This window comes from Lentibacillus songyuanensis (genome assembly GCF_039548255.1).
In the GTDB taxonomy this organism is placed as follows: Bacteria; Bacillota; Bacilli; order Bacillales; family Amphibacillaceae; genus Lentibacillus_C; species Lentibacillus_C songyuanensis.
Genome location: NZ_JBCLVH010000013.1, coordinates 60,486 through 78,268, shown reverse-complemented (window position 1 = coordinate 78,268; position 17,783 = coordinate 60,486). Strand labels below are relative to the sequence as shown.

Below are 17,783 nucleotides of genomic sequence, written 5' to 3'. Positions count from 1 at the left end.
ACAGGAGTCACCACCCGGAGCGATTCCGGACTAGCATAGCCTGTCTACTGGCTGAAAGATTATTAGCATTTCTTCAGCTAAAGAATTCTGTTGTCACAAGCTATACTGCATGCAGGATAATACACGCTTGTTCATAATAATCCGACAGTTGAATGCGGTGTCTTTTCACAGAATCGTATTATGGGACCTTTAGACATGGTTGTTTTCAGCAGGTATCAACTACCCTTCGATCCAATGCTCTAATTATTAAATAATTAAGAGTTGAGCGCCTATAATTATAGGTGGCACCAACCCTAGCGGAGGAAAAACACGGAGACTCCTGCGGGAGGAATGGCATAGGTGAGACCCCGGAGTGCGTCAGCACGAGGAGGCTCACCAGCCACCCGCGGAAAGCGTAGTGTTTTTCCGCAGCGATCGCCAGAGCATCGAACATAATTTCAAGTTACGTCGCAGTTTATGGATACTGTCACTTAAAAATTTTTACTCATGTGAGATACTTCATCGAATAGCTTTTGTGGTTCTTAAAATACAAAAAGAGAAATCTGAACGAATGCAAATTCCAATGAAGAACTTGAATCATCGTTCGGATTTCTCTATGACTAAAGCACTTTTGCTCCTCCAGTTACGAATCGAAACAAAGGCTAGTAAATGTTACAAGTATATTTTTTACTTATATTATTTATATTTATTCAATTTATCGCCAATCACATCACCAAGCTGGAAACTGGATTGTTCATCATCTTTTTCATATTGTTTGTAATCAGCCGTTTCTTGTTGTTGTTCCAGTTCCTTGATACTTAAAGATATGCGTTCTTCAGCTTCATTTACATCCAGAACTTTTACGTTAACGGTTTGGCCTTCTTCCAGCACTTCCTGCGGTGTACCAATATGGCGATTCGCAATTTGGGAGATGTGCACTAACCCTTCAACACCTGGAAGCACCTCAACGAACGCACCAAAAGTTACCAATCGTTTTACTGTGCCTTCCAAAACATCACCTTTGGAAATCCGGTCCTGGATATTCTCCCATGGTCCTGGCAATGTCGTTTTACGTGATAAAGAAATACGCTCGTTATCACGATCCACAGCTAATACTTCGACTTTAATCGTTTCACCCTCAGAAACAACGTCAGACGCTTTGTTGACGTGTTCATGGGCAAGCTGGGAGATATGAACAAGACCATCAATACCTCCAAGATCAACAAACACACCAAAGTTTGTTATCCGCTGTACCGTTCCCTCCAGTACTTGTCCTTCTTCTAGTGACTGTAATAATTGCTGTTTTTTCGCAGTTAATTCATCCTCCACTATGGCACGGTGGGAGAGAATTACCCGATTTTGCTCTTTGTCCAGATCAACAATTTTTACGGTTAACGGTTGAAGGAGATAATCGGAAAAATCCTCTACATAATAGGTCTCCACCAATGAAGCTGGTATAAAGCCGCGCAAACCGATATCAACTACTAGTCCACCTTTGACAACCTCTTTAACCTCTGTTTCCAAGATATCGCCATTTTGATACTTGGCTTCAAGTTCTTCCCAAGCATTATCCGCATCTACCGCCCGCTTGGATAAAACAACTTCATCGTCTTCCACTTTTTTCACTTTCAGTTGCAGCTCGTCGCCTTCATGGACTACATCACCTGTTGTTTCCACATGAAGGTTAGAAAGTTCACTAATTGGAACAATCCCCTCTGTTTTATATCCAATGTCGACCAATACCTGCTTATCTTCCACTTTAACAACAGTCCCGGTCACGACATCACCTATCGAAACCTCGGTTAATTCATGCTTCATTTCACTCATCACACAATGCCTCCCTTAAGATACCAACCAAAACAAAATATTCTTTTTTCTAACATCTAATAGTTATAATTATTTGTCAAGTAAAGCAGACTGATGACTCTCTTGTAATTTCTTGATTTCGGCCATTATTGCTTCCGCTGCTTCTCTGGGCGAGCTTTTATTTTTGCGGTAAAAATCTATGTCCATCGGTTTTCCGTAAATGACTGTCTGTTTTCGAAATGGTTTATACGGACCAGTAATAAAACACGGAACAATCGCAGCGTTCGAACGTAATGCAAAGAATCCAGCTCCGGCCAATGGTTCTCCTAATTCACCAGTTTTGCTTCTGGTCCCTTCAGGAAAGAGTCCAAGTGTATGACCTTCTTTTAGAATACCTAACCCTTTTCTTAATGCATTTCGATCACTCAACCCTCTTTTAACTGGAAAAGCCTGAAGCGCTAACAATAACCTGCCGATAAAACGTTTCGTAAACAGTTCCCCTTTGGCCATAAAATGAATTCCGCGCGGGGAGGTAATCCCGACAATCGGGGGATCCAAATTGGATATATGATTACTGCAAATGATAACAGGCCCAGTTTTAGGTACATGATGTTCACCAACGACACGGATCCGATATAACGGGAAGAATAGGAGTGATATCACGAACTTCGCAAATTTATAAAGGCTCACCATTTATTCACCCATTTCAATGTACTACTTTTTTAACCTCTTTTAGAATGCGCTCGGCAACTTCATTGATTGATAATGCAGTTGTATCGACTTCAACAGCATCTTCAGCTTTCATTAATGGAGCTGTAGCCCGTTTGGAATCGATCATGTCCCGTTGTTCGATTTCCTTTTTCAGTTCCTCTAAATCTGAAGTGTACCCTTTTTCACTATTCTCTTTATATCGGCGTCTTGCCCGCTCTTCTACGGTCGCTAGAAGAAAAATCTTTACTTCAGCATTCGGAAGTACATGCGTACCAATATCTCTCCCATCCATAACAACACCACTTTTAGCGGCCAAGTCTTGCTGCCGTATGACCATTTCTTTACGGACACTCGGATGTTTCGCAACATGGGAAACTTGATTGGTAACCTGTAACGAACGAATTTCCGCCGTTACATCTTGTCCATCCACCAAAACTTTTTGACCTTCTTCTGCCTGCATCAGCTTAATTTCGGTATGTATTAATAACTCGGCCAAACGTATCTCATCATCCAGTGGGATGTTCTCTTGCAACGCTTTAAGTGTCAAGGCACGATACATTGCCCCTGTATCAATATAGATATAAGCAAGCTCACGAGCAACGATCTTCGCTACAGTGCTTTTTCCCGCTGCTGCAGGCCCATCAATTGCTATCCTAATTTGTTGTTCATACATGAATACCTTTCATTCCTCTCATTCCCTAACAATCCAAATACATAACCCAACTACAGCCAAGTTACATAAAAATAATAACATAATAATTGTAAAAGAGGAAGTGTCCCGGTTAGCGTGAGTGTTCAAATCATAATAAGGGCCATTAAATCAACTCTTTTTTCCTGGCTTCCCGTTGCTTTTCAAAACAAAAATGCATAATTTGTTGCTGAAAGTCTTTTGATATGGAGGTGAATTTTATCGACATTGCTGATACAGTATTCTCGGCCGATTGAACACGAACCACTTCCGCTTGCGCATAAATATAATGATAGTCCCCGGATTGCATTGGCAAAACGAACCATATATCTAGTTCATCTCCTTGAATAAGCAATACAGTATGCGGTAAAACAATCGATAATCCCCCACCACTTACATCATTTGTCACCGACTGGAATGGAGGAAACAATCCATCTGTACTATGAACCGTTACATCAATCGCTGTATCGATTCGAACATATTCCCGTCGTTGAATTCGTTTGATCGATTGTTTTTCCGGTATTTGAAGTGCGAGAGCGGGAATGTTCACTTTTACCTTACTGATAATCTTGGAACGAAAAGAATAGACGGACTGATTGGTACTGACAAAAGTAACTGTTAAAACTTGATTCTTAGGTAAAAAGACTGTCTTATTCGTTTTTTCATCAATTGGATAATCAACAAATAAATAATGGGTATTTTGCTCAATGACTTTACAACGATACCTTTTGATAGTTGCCGTTTTAGGATCGTTTATTTCCAAACGCAGTAGCGTTCCAATTTTCATGACCCACCCCTCCCAAAGAACTAAAAGTTTCAGGTAAATAATTCTTTATACCTATTATCACAGAATAATGGAAAAAGGGAAAGGCTTTTGCCATTCCCTGCAAATGTTACGCATATTTCAATTCGGTGCCGCCCATTTTTTCCACTTTTTCTTCTTGTCCATTCATCGCATTAATATAAATACGATATGTTTCATTATCGAGCACACCAAGAAATTCATATGTTAGTACTTCATCACCTGTATCATTATCAATAATCGCCAAATTTTCTTCATTAATTTTCACTTCTGGATTCACTTTTTCTTTAGCTTCATCTTGAGTAATCGTTGGTTTAGCAATATTACGATCGGAGTGATTCATGTAGTATTCTCTGGCAGTAAATCCTAAAATATCACCTTCATCTAAACCTACTTTTACTTGAACAGCATCGGAATAAACCCGTACCCCATCATCATCATAAAGAAAGGAATAGACACCAACATTGTCATATTGACTGCTTTGGTATAGCTTCATATCTTTAAACCCATATTTTTTCAGGTTCTTTTTTGCTTTTTCCAATCCGTCATTAAGACTTAATTTTTGTTTGCCAACTGGGCGATCAATTACTAGTGAAATCGGTTTTCCGCCTTGTTCGGTCATATCCATATATGCGCTCTTGTCCCCATCTTGATAGGAAATACTATAAAGTGGTATATCTGCTCCTTTACCACTTTTCGTTAACGTGATATCATCCTCATTTTTCACATGTAATAGTGATTTACTCCGTTTTAAGGCTTGCTGTTCAGAAATCTTATCACCAGTTAAAAATTTATACTTGTGTTCTTTTGATGATTTCCCAGTTGGTGCAGCATTCAAATTACTTTCAGAATACCCTTCCGCTTTTTTCTCAACTGTTTTTAGTCCGTCAATAATGGTATTATCCGATTTTGTTTGATCAGAGGCGAGTGCCATTTGCACATCCATCCAGCGTAAATTGTTGTCAAGAACGACGTGTTGTACCTGTCTGAGTTCTTTAGTAATATCACCTGATTGTTGATATAGTGTTTCTAATTTTTTTGTTTCCTCATCTGATAGTGGTTTCTTATCCAAATCGCGAACAGCTGCTTTATAGGTGAAATCGCCAGTACTGGATAAAAACTCCTCCGTCTTATTAAATGGCAGCAGAGATAATGGCAATTGTCCAACATCAGATAAGGCATCGGATGTAATCCGCCAAATCTCTACTAATTGAGGGGACAGCGTTTCTCTTGAGTTCATGGCTAAGGCTGTACCAATTTTATCGTTTAATAAATCCATATGATAAGACAGATCATGGAACGATCGCTGATACGTGTTCTCCGCTTGCATAAGAACAGCATTTTTATCGCGATGTTCCTGATAACCCCAAATTCCTACCCCGATTACACCAGCTGATAATACAGTAATTAATATCCATCGCATCATTTCCATCACACCTTTCTATTTACAAAATATGTGCTTACCAATTTTTTTAATCTGTGGCCTTGACCAAATCCAGGCAGATGTAGCCGTATCAGGATTAAAATAGTAGAGTGCATTTCCGGTTGGATCCCACCCGTTGATTGCATCTATTACAGCTTTTTTTGCAGTTTCATTCGGTGTTAACCAGATTTGTCCGTCTGCTACGGCTGTAAATGCTCTAGGTTCGAATATGACACCGGACACCGTGTTTGGGAAGGTTGCACTTTCCACTCGATTTAAGATCACTGCTGCTACGGCTACTTGACCAACATATGATTCCCCACGTGCTTCTCCATGAACGGCATTTGCCAGTAATTTAATATCATTCTGTGAGTAGCCTTGTGGTACGTTGACAGCGGTTGGTGTAGGGTTTGTCGATTTTTGTGTTGTATCTTTTGTTTGCTTGTTCTGACCTGAATTACCATAAGTATTAAATTGATTACCTTGACTTATTTGTTGTTCAACGTGTTGTTTGTCATATTTACTTGCTTTAACAAGCTTTTGTTTCACCTTATCGCCGGCAAGTCCATCTACTGTCATACCAAAATCCTGTTGAAAGTTTCGCAACGCCCAATATGTCCCCCAACCAAACACACCATCAATTTTTCCAGTATAGAATCCAATATATTGTAATCTTGCTTGAAGCTCGATAACATCGTCTCCTGATGCACCCTTCTGGATTACCTGATTACTAAATGCGTGTACTTCAGAGTCTTGCGATGCTTGGAGTCCAATAGAAAAACAACATATTATAATCAATAATAGGGACATTTTTTTGCATGTCATATTTTTTCCTCCTACGCTTGTATGGTTGAACCTATTTTTTGATTAACCCTTTTTTTTATTCATTTATAATTAATAACCTGACAGAAGAAAATATATTTAAGCGTACATATGACATCGCAGTTCTTTTCAATATGGGCAATCTTGTCGTATGATAAGTAGTGTCATGAAAACTGGCAATAGATTTACATTAACCATAATTCTTTATGACATTCCTATTTAACACATATTGGTGGGTGATATTTTGAAACGCATATTAATTATTCATACTGGCGGAACGATCGCTATGTTGGAAAATAAACAAACAGGCGAGGTTACAACGACATCAGAGCATCCATTAACGAATTTTGCTGCACATTTCAAGACTGTTGCCGATGTAGATGAGGTGATCGCATTCCAATTGCCTTCTCCGCAAATAACTCCGAAGCATATGTTGGAATTGAGCAAACTAATCGACGAAAAAAGCAAGTTGTATGATGGCTTGGTTGTAACACATGGTACAGACACACTGGAAGAGACGGCTTATTTTCTTGACTTGGTTGTCCAAACAGAGAAACCGATCATCTTAACCGGTGCCATGCGTTCTAGTAATGAAATTGGCTCTGATGCGTTATACAATCTGATTAGTTCCATTCGGGTTGCGGCAGATGATCATGCAGCGGGCAAAGGTGTACTAATTGTCATGAATGATGAGATACACACAGCAAATAATGTGACCAAAACATCAACAAGTAATGTCGCAACGTTTCAAAGTCCGCAGTATGGACCGATTGGAATAATTACGAAGGATTCGATCATTTTTCATCATACGATTATTGCCCGACATACCTGTTCAATAAACAAGGTAACGAAGAATATTTTTTTATTAAAAGCGTATGCTGGAATGGATGGTCAATTAATCGAAGCGGTTCAAAAGGTAAAGCCGGATGGAGTAGTAATCGAAGCCCTTGGCCAGGGGAATTTACCAAAAGCCACAATTGGTCCGATTCAGGCAATGATCGATGAGGGTATTCCGGTTATCCTTGTATCTAGGTGCTATCAAGGCATTGTCCAGCCAACGTATGGATATGAAGGTGGAGGAAAAAAACTTAAAGAAATGGGTGTCATTTTTGCAAACGAACTAACCGGCCCGAAAGCGCGAATTAAATTATTAATCGCATTAGAACAGCTCAAACATGATTATCAGACATTAAAGGAATACTTTTCTTAAAAGTAAAAATGCCGGCCGGAGCATATGGAGAATATTTTTTTGGATAGATTTGATATATAGTTGAGTTCTGTTCAACTAATATTCAGTGGGGAGAAAGGGAAACCCCCACTGAATGTAGTTTCACTTTACGGATAATTTGCATCAAAGTTTTCAAAACTTGACAAAACCTTTAGCTCATTTTTAATAGGCAGTAAAATTTCCACAAATAAAGTGTCATTTTATACGTTTTTAAATGCAAAAAGATAAATACGACTGAATATAAATTCCAATTGAAGAAACTGGAATTATATTCAGTCGGATTTATCTATAATTTAAACACTTTGTCTCGGCCTGCTATTTTCGATTCACGATCGACTCAGCGATTAATTTGCCGTGGTCCCGGCCATTTTCAATAAAGATGATATTATTATTATATCCTGATGAGATAACGCCGGCGACGTAAATTCCTGGAATATTGGTTTCCATTGTTTCCTCATTAAAATATGGCCTGCCATCTTCCTCGTTGACTAATATACCTGTGTCTTTCAGAAATTGGTGATCAGGCCGATAACCGGTCATCGCAAAAACGAAATCATTCTTGATTCGTTTTGTTTCACCATTTACCATATAAACAATCGCATCATTTGTAATTTCCATCACTTGAGCATTAAATTCCATTGTCACGATATTTTTCCGTATTAATGAATCGAAATCCGGTAAGATCCATGGCTTGATGCTTTTAGAATAAGAGTCACCTCGATACAGAACAGTAATACTGCGGGCACCTGATTTGTGGAGCTCCATGGTTGCATCAACAGCTGAATTTTTTCCACCGACCACAACGACATCTTTGTTGAAATATGGATGACCCTCTTTAAAATAATGCATGACTTTTTTCTTTTCTTCGCCCGGTACATGCATCCAATTTGGATGATCATAATAACCTGTAGCGATGATCACATTTTCCGCTTGATATTCTTGAGATTCCACTATTTCTCCATTAGTCCTTTGTGATTGTATATAAAATGTATCATCGTGTTTTTCTATCATTACTACCTTTTCATAGGCATTGATTCTAAGTTTTTCTCGCTGTGCAACTGTACGATAATACGTTAAGGCTTCCATTCGCACAGGTTTTTGCTTTTCTGTAATAAACAACCGATCGCCAATTTCCAATCGTTCACTGGAACTAAAAAACGTTTGATGAGTCGGAAAATTATAAATGGTATTGACAACATTTTCCTTTTCAATAATTAGCGGTGTGATATTTTGTCGTTGTAATTCAATTGCAGCTGATAGACCACATGGCCCGCCACCAATAATAATCGTATGTTCCCTTTGCATCTGTACGCACTTCCTTTACTAACTTCTAAAACAACAAAAAGAAAACCCTTACCACACTACTATACATGATAAGAGTTTCCTCGTCATTTAAATTGTTTTCTCAATTTCGACCTCTGGTTATCATCCAGCTCCAGCGACCAGCGGCTAGTAGACTTCCTTCACCTCCGTACGATAAATCAACACCAGTTACAGGGGAAGTTCGGTTAAAACCGCGACGTCCTGTCGCAACACCGAACCACACTAAATGGCAGGGCGCAGTCCATACGCCGCTAAACGGTCGCTTCCGCTTTTGATTATACCCAGCCGCGGAATCTTGCTGCTTCGGCCATTTTGCGAACGCCGACCATATATGCTGCGAGTCGCATATCAACACGTCTTGTTTGTGCAGTATTATAAATAGCATTAAACGATTTGACCATAATTTCCTGCAATTTTTGTTCGATTTCTTCTTCTGGCCAATAATATCCTTGATTATTCTGCACCCATTCAAAGTAGGAAACGGTCACACCACCTGCTGATGAAAGAACATCCGGTACCAGCAATTTACCACGTTCGGTCAGAATCTTGGTACCTTCCAATGTTGTTGGTCCGTTTGCAGCCTCTACCACAATATCTGCCTTGATATTATGTGCGTTTTCTGCTGTGATTTGATTTTCTACCGCAGCAGGTACGAGTATATCACAATCTAATTCCAATAATTTCTTATTAGAAATGGTATTATCAAATAACTTAGTCACCGTACCAAAGCTGTCACGACGATCCAATAAATAATCAATGTCAAGTCCGTCAGGGTCATGAAGAGCACCATAAGCATCAGAAATTCCTACTACTTTTGCACCTGCATCATGTAAGAATTTAGATAAGAAGCTGCCTGCGTTACCAAAACCTTGGACAACCACTCTTGCTCCTTTTACATCAAGACCGCGTTTCTTTGCTGCCTCATTAATGACAATCGTAACACCTTTTGCAGTTGCAGAATCTCTGCCGTGCGAGCCACCAAGCACGATCGGTTTACCGGTTATGAACCCTGGACTGTTAAATTCATCAATTCGACTGTATTCATCCATCATCCATGCCATGATTTGTGAATTAGTAAACACATCTGGAGCAGGAATATCTTTATTCGGACCAACAATTTGGCTGATTGCCCGAACATAACCACGACTTAATCCCTCCAGCTCGCGAAAGGACATTTCACGCGGGTCACATATAATCCCACCTTTTCCTCCACCGTATGGCAGGTCAACAATACCTGCTTTTAAACTCATCCAAATGGATAACGCCTTCACTTCTGTTTCTGTTACATCCGGGTGAAATCGGACACCACCCTTGGTTGGACCAACCGCATCGTTATGTTGAGCTCGATAACCAGTGAAGATTTTGATCGAACCATCATCCATTCTGACGGGGATTCTTACTGTCAACATCCGCATTGGTTCTTTTAACAATTCAAAAACTTCATCAGGATAACCCAACTTATTCAATGCATTTTTTACAACAGTTCGAGTTGAATTTAAAACGTCCAATTGTTCATGTTGCTCGGTAGAATCTGCTGCTTTATCGGCTGCCATGAATTTACCTCCTATAATATCCATCCATATTTGTATAATAGCTGTACTCAGACATTAGTATACACCTTCATCATAAATATGCAATAAAATCCAGCCATTTTTCGCAAAAGAAGTAGGAAGCGGTTACGTTCATTTTGGCTGTTAATATTACGATTTTTGCAATATAAAGTATTGCCCATGAAGTCAGCATATTCACACATGAAATGTATCGACAATTTGTCTGATGGCAGTCCTTTCCATAATCACTTTTCCATACTCTTTCAATCTTGTTGAAGTGATAATGCTAGGTGATGAAAATTCAAGAATAATGGCAATGATATGCTCCTTGTGATTGCCACTTAAATCTGCTTCTTCGATTAACATATAATAGCGATCGTCCATGAAATAAATTTTTCCTCCATCCATTGACTTCGCATGTAAATATGCGGCTAACTGAATCACATCCTCGAATTCATCAAAAGAAAATATTAACTCTTTGCTTTCATCCAAGGTAACTTTCATCTCAACAAAATCCTCATCCCAATTTATAGTTTCATGGTGTTGTGTGACAATAACATGCATGCCTTGTGCTTGCATCAAATGTACTTGGACAAGCAATACACCACCTAGTTCAAAACCTAATTCAGAGCTTGCCTCATACATCATATCACTAAACAAATTTCTGACACCTGTGACATCTTCCCATAGATCCTCTTTCGTAAAACCACGTTCAATTAAATCATCAAACGTCAAAAAAATGGTAAATTGACTATCGGATACTCGTTCTATACGCATGTTGTATCCTCCTTTACTGAACAATATAGTCTAATTTAGATCACTTATTTTATCGTCTTACCATATCATATGCAACTATTCGCATTGTTGAACTACTGGCAAAGATCATTTTTTGTTGATATTAAATGCGAAAACGATTTATTCATCCTGTGTTATCCCTTACCATTCGTATTGTGATCATACCACATTTTCAGTATTTAATTAACCGGAATAGGACAAATTCTGAACACATACACTTGAAGAGTGATTCAATTGATAAAGAGGAGGCAATTGATAGTTTAAAACAACCATTCCCTATATGCTGGTATTTGGAAATCTAACGATAGGAGTGATGACTATATGGATAATAACAATAATAATAATAATGAAAATAATAAAAATGATTTATCGTCAAGACACTACAAACCGGTTAACGAAAATGAAAAACAGAAACAATTGGAGCAGTACCGCAAAAAAAATACAGGTGATCACAAAAAACTGACAAGTGATGCTGGATTAAAAATTTCGAATGATCGGTGGTCATTAAGGGCTGGGAAACGTGGACCTACATTATTTCAAGACTTTCATTTTTATAAGAAACAGTCGCACTTTAACCGTGAACGAATTCCGGAAAAAGTAGTTCACGCAAGAGGTGACGGGGCTTATGGAGAATTTGAATTATATAAATCGATGCGCCACGTTACAAAAGCTCACTTTTTACAGAAACCTGGCTGTAAAACCCCTGTGTTTGTCCGGTTTTCCAATTTTATCGGAAGTAAAGGTTCTAAGGACACAGCAATCGATATTCGTGGTTTTGCAACCAAGTTTTACACTCAGGAAGGAAATTACGATATGTTAGCCCTCTCGTTTGCTATCTTCTCTGTTATGGATGCCATGAAATTTGCCGATTTTGTGCATGCCGTTAAACCGAACCCGAGATCAGGCGTTCCGCAAGCCACTGTCGCGCATGATAATGCCTGGGATTATGTTGCTAACAATCAGGAAATTGCGCATTTCATCATGTGGCTTATGTCCGATCGAGGCCGTCCTAGAAGCTGGCGAATGATGGAAGGTTACCCGGTTAATACATTCCGGTTTATCAATGAACAAGGTAAATCAACTTTTGTCCGGTTTGTATGGAAACCTCTACTTGGTGTTCATTCATTGTTACTGGATGAAGCTAATATTATCGGTGGAGTCGATCCAGACTTCCACAGACGGGATTTACAAGAGGCTATTGAGTGCGGAGCATACCCGGAATATGAATTAGGGGTGCAACTGATCGCGGAGGAAGATGAATTCAAGTATGACTTTGATATTCTGGATGATACCAAACTCTGGCCAGAAGAAGTTGTTCCCGTTGAAATCATTGGCAAACTAACGTTGGATCGGTTGGTTGATAATCACTTTGCCGAAGAAGAACAATCGTCATTTGACCCCTCAACAATTGTTCCCGGAATTGACTTTACCAATGATCCTGTCCTGCAAGGCAGATCTTTTGCCTACCGAGATACGGATTATCATCGACTGGGAACGGGAAATATTAACAACATACCAGTCAACCAGCCTATCGCCGAAAAAAACACAAACCAGCGACAAAGCTACGTAAGGCATGAAATTGATGTTGATGCAGTCAACTATCATAACAATTCACTAGCGGGTAATACACCGGCGGAAACTCCACCACAAGAAGGTGGATATGCACATTATCCCGAAAGAGTTGAAGGACACAAAACAAGAAAGCGCCCAAGTGAATCGTTCTATGACTATTTTTCACAGCCAAGACTCTTCTGGAACAGCTTATCATCTGTTGAAAAACAACATACCGTAGAAACATTCACCTTTCACCTTGGATACGTAAAAAGCAAATCTGTACGACAGCAAGTTGTCGATATGTTTGCTAACGTCGATACGAAAATGGCGTGCGCGATTGCCGATAATATCGGTGTGAACCGTCCAAGTGAACCACATGTCCCTGTTTCAGCAAGTTCCCCAGCACTTAGTGAAGCCAATACAAAGTACTACCCATATACACAAAAAGTTGGTGTCCTGATCGGTAATGGTTTTGACGGTAAAGAGGTAAGCAATACACTTCATTTACTACAGCAATATGGGGTATTTATCGATATTATTAGTGAGAAACTTGGAGTGGTCACAGGGTCAGATGGTACACAAATCAACGTTAACAAGCCGTTTGTTTCTACAAATTCAGTACTTGTAGACTCGCTCTATGTCGTTGGTGGGAGTTCTGAAAATCAGACTAAATTCCATCAAGATATAATGTCCTTCATAAATGATGCATATAAACACTATAAACCGATCGGGGTTGCCACAACTGGGCAGGACTATTTTCAAGTACAGGATCCAAATACATTAGCCGGGGTTGTTTTTGCTCAAACCAACCCAGACTTCGGACATGAATTTATCAAGGCAATCGCTCACCAGCGTTTTTGGAATCGAAAATAGGCTGGGCATGGATCCGATACCAATATATGATAAATAAATACCCTGTAGTTTCCGATAATCGGCTACAGGGTCCATTTGTCGAACACCTTTATAGCGTTTAGCGAGGGAAGTTCCACATATCTCCATCCCATACATAGTAAAGCCCGGCTAAAACCACTAATATAACAATGATCACCAGTAATAACCGAACGAATGGTCGGCTTATTTTGATATGGAGTCGCTGATTGGTTTGGCTGTGAACTTCATTTCTTGGTGGTAAATTTAAAATATCAATTTCCCTTGTTCGAGTTTGTTCGATTACTTCCTCATTTTTTGTATGTTCATTCATCACAGAGCTATTTGGCGCCCCGTCCTCCACCAATTCCACCAGCTTCTTTAATTCTTCCGCCTGATCGTCCTGTTTCGTTGATTGGTTTGTCATATTAACACCTCATTTTTTCGCGTACCGGATGAAAAGTCCAGTTAAAAAATCAATGATGAAATGCGCTGTAATTGTTGTGAGTAAATTTCCGGTCAATTCGAACATATAGCCAAGGTAAAAACTGACAAGGAGAACGGAAATCAATAATACCGGTTTTTTTAAATAGCGAACATGAACGATTGTAAAAATGATACTCGCAATGATATAACCAGCTGCAGTTTGCAGTACACCTCGGAATAATAGCTCCTCTGCAATGGCAATCAGCAGCACAAGTTTAACAATGCCAAAAACAGATCGGTTTGCAAAAATTCGCTGATTGATTCCACCATCATCATAATAACGTTCAGGGAGCAAATACATCAATATCATATCGACAGCGACGACAATACAGCCAGGAATAACTCCGTGATAAATGATTTCTTGGATATCCACGCGAAACAACTGCATCCATTCAGATAAATGGTCAAATAGAAAATAACTAAACAAAATACTAAGAAAAAGGATAAATCCTTGTGATAACAGTAATTGTTTGGTTAATTGCTCATCGGTTAGCTGATTCACAATATCACGTTGACTTTGCATGATCGTCTCCTATGAATAGCAACTGTTGTAATTTCCTCTGCCAGGAAAATGATGTTCGATCCGCATTTACCGCTTGCACTACTGGAAAAATCGATAACGAAAAACCGCAATTACTGCAGCACTGGTTTTCGGGCTGGGTATAGGAGTCTTGAAAGTGTCGATAGAGATGCTCTCGCAGACACCCATTTTCCTTGATCCAGTTAATCATTTCCGCCAATTTCCGCTCTTTTATGGAAACTCGTTCTTCCACAAACTGCTGAATAACCATAAATGTTTTCTCCCAGATAACACGATCATGGATCAATTTATTATCAACTATCATACCATGTTTTTCGAGTTGATAGTGCAAAAATCGCCATTGAATTTCACTCAGCTGCAGCATTTCAGCAAATTCGCTGGTGACAGAAATCGTTTGTGATGGATCGGTCAACAAACTTAATTGTTCAAAAACAACTGTTAGCTGCTGGGTTGAAGGAAGTTCCTTACGAATAAAACTTTCCGGTATCCACTGGTCTGTTTTGTTGTGAAATAATAACGCAAGACTTGCTTTGCCATCGCGCCCTGCCCGTCCAATCTCTTGAATATAGGATTCCAGCTGTGAAGGTAAGTGAAAATGGACAACAAAACGAATGTTACTTTTATTAATTCCCATGCCAAATGCACTGGTACAACAAACGATATCTAATTGGTTATGCATAAATTGCTGTTGGATGGCAATTCGATCCATTTGCTCCATTCCACCATGATAAAACGCAATCCGGTGGTTTGGCAAATTCCCCCGTAATAGCTGGGCCATTGTTTCAGCTGATTGCCGACTGGAAAAATAAATAAGTGCCGGGCCGGAATAGTGATTAAATAATGTCTGAAGTTCAGCTATTTTTTCGTTGTCGTTGTTCACTTGCTTCACCGAAAAAATAATGTTTTCCCGATCCATCGGAAAAATATGCCTTGCCATCTGCGGATGCTCCAGCGATGTGACAATATCGCGCTGCACGTCTTTGGTAGCAGTAGCACTTAACGCCATAATAATGGGATTACTTAATTGTCTGATGACAGAGCTTAGTCTTAAATAATCTGGACGGAATTCATGCCCCCATTGTGAAATACAATGTGCCTCATCAATGACAAATAACGCAACATGGATTTGTGTTAACTGCTTGATAAGTTCTTTTTGTTGCAATAGTTCGGGTGAAACATAGATTAAGTCATACGTATCTAGTTCACGGTAAATTTGTCTTTTTTCCATCGGGTTCATAAAACTATTTAACGCTGTAACCTTTTTAAAATGATTTGCCTTGAGTTGATTGACTTGGTCCATCATTAAAGAGATGAGTGGGGAGATAACAATTGTCGTACCGGGTAATAATTTAGCGGGCAGCTGGTAACACAACGATTTCCCTGCTCCTGTTGGCAATACACCTAAGACGTCATTCCCACGCATGACTTCCCCAATAATTTCTTGTTGTCCTATTCGGAATTCGTTGTACCCAAAATGTGTATATAAACTTTTTTTCAATGTGTCATGTTCCATAAACGCGTCCACCTTATTTTTGTTTAATCATTGCTAAAACCAGCCGAATTTGAAAATAACTTATGTCTACCGCAACGTTTTCCTTTATTTGTTTCAAGGAAAAACTATCAATTTGCTGAATTGCCTCCATGATTGCCTGATATTGCTCATTACTAACAAATGGATCAATTGCAAACGTTGAATCGGCTAGTGCAATTTCTACCACATGATCATAGATTGTATTTACCTTGAGTCCTCTTATCGCAGCAATTTTATCAAGCGTGTGCTGTTGTTTTAATAATCGATATGTTTTTTTTGCTGTATCGGTGAGTAGGGATACTTGTCTGTAATCGCTTATGATTGCATATAATGCCGGGTGGTTCGTCTGATGCTGCTGAATCATATGTAACATATAATGAATTATTTTGGTCCAGATAAGTGGAATATCTACCGGCTCGATGTGGTATTGCTCCGCTAGTTGTTGTTGACTCTTACCATATGTGTGATATCCAGTAAGCCGGTCTACAAATAGATTCGCTTCTAATTCTGATAAGCCGCTTAACACGCTATGTAATTCGGTGTACAACGATTGTATAAAGGCGATTTCTTTCGGTTTAACCATTTTATAAAATGACTTTACCCACATTTGTACCGGTTTTTTGTGTATGATTGGAATGAAACGGAGATTCCCCATCCGACTATTTGTCACTGTCTGAATGATTAATAGCAATCGATCAGAAAAAACCGATGCTAATTTATGGTATGCTAGTCCGTTAAAGCTGGTAAGCGATATTGTATGATCTGATGTATGCAGCCATTCTCTTCCTTCAGCAGTTAGTTGGAAACAATTTTTTTCATCAAAATCTAGTAAATGTTGGTATTCAAGTTGCTGGATCAACTGCTGAAATGCATGTTTGGACAATGACTTTGCAACCCCGTAATAGGCTTGCAACTCATAAATATGGATATCTTGCATCGTTTGAATCGACCTTTTGCCAGTTAAAATATGATAAATTGCTGCGGTTGTTCGTTTTGCAGTGATCTGTTGGCAGCAGGTTAGAATAATGCCTTCCATTAACATATTTTTATCCCCTTTTTTACTATAAAGTGAAACTTCATTAAGTGGGGGTTCCCTTCCTCCCCCATTTAATAAAGGAACAAAGGCTAGATTCGCAACATCTGAGTTGCAACGCCTTTGTGACCTGCATCGTGCAGGCTGAGAACAGAATCGGACCTTTGTCATGCAGTTGATTCCCACTTATCTTTTTTAATTTCACCTCAAAATCTTAAAGCGGGAGTCTTGATGCCCGTTAAGAGTGGGATAAAAACAAACGCTGTAAATTGAAATATCAATTAAAGCCTTTTACAATGGAGAGTGGGTTATTTGTTCACCTTAGGAGGTAAAGCCATGCCGAAATTCACAATTGTAGACAAAGAAACATGTATTGCCTGTGGTGCTTGCGGGGTTTCCGCTCCAGATATCTATGACTATGATGATGAGGGACTAGCCTACGTTCAAATTGATAATAATGAAGGAACCGAAATGATTCCCGAAGTATTAGAAGAAGATATGGAAGATGCCCATGATGGTTGCCCAACGGACTCCATCAAAATTGCTGATGAGCCGTTTTACGGTGATCCATTAAGATTTGAATATGAATAAACGATGCAATATGTTGACTGACAATCTATTTGCACATGACATTCTTCGTTATT

The 17,783-nt window shown here is 39.2% G+C and carries 16 protein-coding genes; 3 read left to right on the top strand and 13 right to left on the bottom strand.

The genetic code is table 11. The features are described from left to right. Positions 1 to 675: 675 nt before the first annotated feature. From rpsA to sleB, 6 genes are all read right to left on the bottom strand, one after another. Complete coding sequence (gene rpsA / locus WMZ97_RS13655) at positions 676 to 1,806, bottom strand: 30S ribosomal protein S1 (protein ID WP_343272644.1); 1,131 nt, start codon at positions 1,804 to 1,806, stop codon at positions 676 to 678. Positions 1,807 to 1,875: 69 nt separating this feature from the next. Beyond that, positions 1,876 to 2,475 (bottom strand): lysophospholipid acyltransferase family protein, encoded by a 600-nt coding sequence (locus WMZ97_RS13650; protein ID WP_343272675.1) that lies wholly within the window; start codon positions 2,473 to 2,475, stop codon positions 1,876 to 1,878. A gap of 16 nt (positions 2,476 to 2,491) precedes the next feature. Continuing rightward, positions 2,492 to 3,169, bottom strand: a complete 678-nt coding sequence (gene cmk / locus WMZ97_RS13645) for a (d)CMP kinase (protein ID WP_343272643.1) — start codon at positions 3,167 to 3,169, stop codon at positions 2,492 to 2,494. Between the two features lie 142 nt (positions 3,170 to 3,311). After that, a complete protein-coding gene (locus tag WMZ97_RS13640; protein ID WP_343272642.1) occupies positions 3,312 to 3,971 on the bottom strand; it encodes a flagellar brake protein in 660 nt (219 codons plus the stop codon). 106 nt (positions 3,972 to 4,077) lie between these two features. Further along, complete coding sequence (gene ypeB, locus WMZ97_RS13635; protein WP_343272641.1) at positions 4,078 to 5,412, bottom strand: germination protein YpeB; 1,335 nt, start codon at positions 5,410 to 5,412, stop codon at positions 4,078 to 4,080. A 15-nt stretch (positions 5,413 to 5,427) separates the two neighbouring features. After that, positions 5,428 to 6,234: a spore cortex-lytic enzyme gene (gene sleB / locus WMZ97_RS13630; protein ID WP_343272640.1), complete on the bottom strand. Its 807-nt coding sequence runs from the start codon at positions 6,232 to 6,234 to the stop codon at positions 5,428 to 5,430. A 241-nt stretch (positions 6,235 to 6,475) separates the two neighbouring features. Between sleB and WMZ97_RS13625 the strand changes: the two genes are divergently transcribed. Then, positions 6,476 to 7,441, top strand: coding sequence for an asparaginase (locus WMZ97_RS13625; RefSeq protein WP_343272639.1), 966 nt, complete (start codon positions 6,476 to 6,478; stop codon positions 7,439 to 7,441). Positions 7,442 to 7,774: 333 nt separating this feature from the next. Here the strand turns inward: WMZ97_RS13625 and WMZ97_RS13620 are convergent, their stop codons facing one another. The 3 genes from WMZ97_RS13620 to WMZ97_RS13610 form a co-directional block, all read right to left on the bottom strand. Continuing rightward, the gene (locus tag WMZ97_RS13620) at positions 7,775 to 8,764 is read right to left on the bottom strand and encodes a YpdA family putative bacillithiol disulfide reductase (RefSeq protein ID WP_343272638.1); all 990 of its coding nucleotides are present in this window, start codon (positions 8,762 to 8,764) and stop codon (positions 7,775 to 7,777) included. 293 nt (positions 8,765 to 9,057) lie between these two features. Continuing rightward, entirely contained in the window at positions 9,058 to 10,335 is a 1,278-nt protein-coding gene (locus WMZ97_RS13615; RefSeq protein WP_343272637.1) for a Glu/Leu/Phe/Val family dehydrogenase, read from the bottom strand. 192 nt (positions 10,336 to 10,527) lie between these two features. Beyond that, positions 10,528 to 11,109 (bottom strand): genetic competence negative regulator, encoded by a 582-nt coding sequence (locus tag WMZ97_RS13610; RefSeq protein WP_343272636.1) that lies wholly within the window; start codon positions 11,107 to 11,109, stop codon positions 10,528 to 10,530. A gap of 339 nt (positions 11,110 to 11,448) precedes the next feature. Here WMZ97_RS13610 and WMZ97_RS13605 point away from each other — a divergent pair, with 339 nt between their 5' ends. Continuing rightward, positions 11,449 to 13,554 carry a catalase gene (locus tag WMZ97_RS13605; protein WP_343272635.1) on the top strand — a complete coding sequence of 702 codons (2,106 nt, stop codon included), beginning with the start codon at positions 11,449 to 11,451 and terminating at the stop codon, positions 13,552 to 13,554. 97 nt (positions 13,555 to 13,651) lie between these two features. On the opposite strand, the gene WMZ97_RS13600 is transcribed toward WMZ97_RS13605, so the two are convergent. Genes WMZ97_RS13600 through WMZ97_RS13585 form a run of 4 tightly spaced genes read right to left on the bottom strand, consistent with a single transcriptional unit; the run spans position 13,652 to position 17,148 of the window. Continuing rightward, positions 13,652 to 13,975: a hypothetical protein gene (locus tag WMZ97_RS13600; protein ID WP_343272634.1), complete on the bottom strand. Its 324-nt coding sequence runs from the start codon at positions 13,973 to 13,975 to the stop codon at positions 13,652 to 13,654. Between the two features lie 9 nt (positions 13,976 to 13,984). Continuing rightward, positions 13,985 to 14,557, bottom strand: coding sequence for a CPBP family intramembrane glutamic endopeptidase (locus WMZ97_RS13595; RefSeq protein WP_343272633.1), 573 nt, complete (start codon positions 14,555 to 14,557; stop codon positions 13,985 to 13,987). After that, positions 14,541 to 16,088 carry a RecQ family ATP-dependent DNA helicase gene (locus WMZ97_RS13590; protein ID WP_343272632.1) on the bottom strand — a complete coding sequence of 516 codons (1,548 nt, stop codon included), beginning with the start codon at positions 16,086 to 16,088 and terminating at the stop codon, positions 14,541 to 14,543. The genes WMZ97_RS13595 and WMZ97_RS13590 overlap by 17 nt, the downstream gene beginning before the upstream one ends. 13 nt (positions 16,089 to 16,101) lie before the next feature. Beyond that, positions 16,102 to 17,148: a helix-turn-helix domain-containing protein gene (locus tag WMZ97_RS13585; RefSeq protein WP_343272631.1), complete on the bottom strand. Its 1,047-nt coding sequence runs from the start codon at positions 17,146 to 17,148 to the stop codon at positions 16,102 to 16,104. A gap of 327 nt (positions 17,149 to 17,475) precedes the next feature. Between WMZ97_RS13585 and WMZ97_RS13580 the strand changes: the two genes are divergently transcribed. Beyond that, positions 17,476 to 17,730, top strand: a complete 255-nt coding sequence (locus WMZ97_RS13580; protein WP_343272630.1) for a ferredoxin — start codon at positions 17,476 to 17,478, stop codon at positions 17,728 to 17,730. The last annotated feature ends 53 nt before the right edge of the window (positions 17,731 to 17,783 follow it).

Excerpts from the sequence above, each read along its gene's own strand:
- rpsA (WP_343272644.1), bottom strand. The coding sequence starts at position 1,806 with ATGAGTGAAATGAAGCATGAATTAACCGAGGTTTCGATAGGTGATGTC.
- cmk (WP_343272643.1), bottom strand. The coding sequence starts at position 3,169 with ATGTATGAACAACAAATTAGGATAGCAATTGATGGGCCTGCAGCAGCG.
- WMZ97_RS13640 (WP_343272642.1), bottom strand. The coding sequence starts at position 3,971 with ATGAAAATTGGAACGCTACTGCGTTTGGAAATAAACGATCCTAAAACG.
- ypeB (WP_343272641.1), bottom strand. The coding sequence starts at position 5,412 with ATGATGCGATGGATATTAATTACTGTATTATCAGCTGGTGTAATCGGG.
- sleB (WP_343272640.1), bottom strand. The coding sequence starts at position 6,234 with ATGACATGCAAAAAAATGTCCCTATTATTGATTATAATATGTTGTTTT.
- WMZ97_RS13620 (WP_343272638.1), bottom strand. The coding sequence starts at position 8,764 with ATGCAAAGGGAACATACGATTATTATTGGTGGCGGGCCATGTGGTCTA.
- WMZ97_RS13615 (WP_343272637.1), bottom strand. The coding sequence starts at position 10,335 with ATGGCAGCCGATAAAGCAGCAGATTCTACCGAGCAACATGAACAATTG.
- WMZ97_RS13610 (WP_343272636.1), bottom strand. The coding sequence starts at position 11,109 with ATGCGTATAGAACGAGTATCCGATAGTCAATTTACCATTTTTTTGACG.
- WMZ97_RS13605 (WP_343272635.1), top strand. The coding sequence starts at position 11,449 with ATGGATAATAACAATAATAATAATAATGAAAATAATAAAAATGATTTA.
- WMZ97_RS13600 (WP_343272634.1), bottom strand. The coding sequence starts at position 13,975 with ATGACAAACCAATCAACGAAACAGGACGATCAGGCGGAAGAATTAAAG.
- WMZ97_RS13595 (WP_343272633.1), bottom strand. The coding sequence starts at position 14,557 with ATGCAAAGTCAACGTGATATTGTGAATCAGCTAACCGATGAGCAATTA.
- WMZ97_RS13590 (WP_343272632.1), bottom strand. The coding sequence starts at position 16,088 with ATGGAACATGACACATTGAAAAAAAGTTTATATACACATTTTGGGTAC.
- WMZ97_RS13585 (WP_343272631.1), bottom strand. The coding sequence starts at position 17,148 with ATGTTAATGGAAGGCATTATTCTAACCTGCTGCCAACAGATCACTGCA.
- WMZ97_RS13580 (WP_343272630.1), top strand. The coding sequence starts at position 17,476 with ATGCCGAAATTCACAATTGTAGACAAAGAAACATGTATTGCCTGTGGT.